Consider the following 1,173-nt stretch of genomic DNA (forward strand, 5'->3'; position numbering starts at 1 on the left):
TTATTATTTTAAATTGATTTTTTAATTTAAACATTAATTAAATCTCCTTTGATATTATAATAAAAAAATAAAACATACTTTAAATTATTTTAACGTCTTCTATGATTACTTGATTGATTTTGGTTGATTTGTCTTTGTAAATTATATTGGTTTCTAATGAAAATTTGTTGATTTATCATTGAAAGTTGATTACTGGTTGTTTCTAATCTGTTTGAAATAGTAACCATTCTGTTGAAACGTGTTTGAGATTCTAAATTAGTATCATTAAAAACGTTAGTTAATTCTATCATTAAAGTATTTATTTCTTCTTCAAGTTGATGTTTTCTTGCGTCTAAATCTATACCAGGAAAAGCATGCAAATATTTAGTATTAAAAATTAAAAAAAATCCTAATAAAACAAATAAATAAATACTTATTATTTTAAATTGATTTTTTAATTTACACATTATTAATTAAATCTCCTTTAATTTTTATTCCTTTATATTTTAACATATTGGAAGTTGTTGAATTTTATCACCAGTCATCGCTGGTTCTTTGTTTATATTCGACTTCTTTGGATTTATCGTTATTTTGTTTACCTTGGTAAATCGACAAGGTTTTACGGACAGGGTTGAAATGGAGGTGAAAATGGGTTAATTCGAGATTGGAATTAGAAACATGAGCACGGCCAAGATAGTAGTCTTTATCTTCATCTAAGAAGTGTTTAGGGCCTTGGTATTTAAGGATTAAACAGTTGCCACTTGAGTTTTCTTTGAATTGTTTTTCTAATTTAATATATAAATTTAATTGACTGTCTATTTCAGTATCAAAACTAGAATATTCAAATGCGTTCGCTGAGTTTTCCTTCCAAAGGTCGAAGGGATAACGGTCTTCGATGTAATAAGCTAAGTTAGAGGGTTCTTTTTGTGTTTCGAGGCGTTCTTGAGCGATTGAAATATCGTTATGACTACCTTTTTTTTCTTGAAGTTGTTGTTCATAATAACCAATTCCATTAAGGCCATCGAAGGTGTATTTGGCTTTAATCATTGTACGTTTTTTATTATCGTCATACCATTATTCGATGTTTTCTAATGCGGTTTCTTTTAAAATAGGAATTTTTTCTTTTGGTAATTTATTGATTTTTTTTTCGGTTAAAACAATAAAAACAATAAAACCAATAATTAAAAAAAGAAG

The 1,173-nt window shown here is 26.4% G+C and carries 1 protein-coding gene and 1 pseudogene; both read right to left on the reverse strand.

Annotated features, from left to right (window positions below; genetic code table 11):
- Positions 1–89 precede the first annotated feature (89 nt).
- On the reverse strand, positions 90–446 hold the full coding sequence (locus tag RI01_RS02475; protein WP_017193093.1) for an SVM family protein: 357 nt from the start codon (positions 444–446) through the stop codon (positions 90–92).
- 67 nt (positions 447–513) lie between these two features.
- A pseudogene (locus RI01_RS02480) lies at positions 514–1,173 on the reverse strand (effector); the annotation flags it as partial.

The organism is Italian clover phyllody phytoplasma str. MA1 (assembly GCF_000300695.1).
Lineage (GTDB): Bacteria > Bacillota_I > Bacilli_A > Acholeplasmatales > Acholeplasmataceae > Phytoplasma.

Bases quoted from the DNA above. Each gene is read 5' to 3' on its own strand.
- RI01_RS02475 (WP_017193093.1), bottom strand. From the start codon at position 446: ATGTGTAAATTAAAAAATCAATTTAAAATAATAAGTATTTATTTATTT.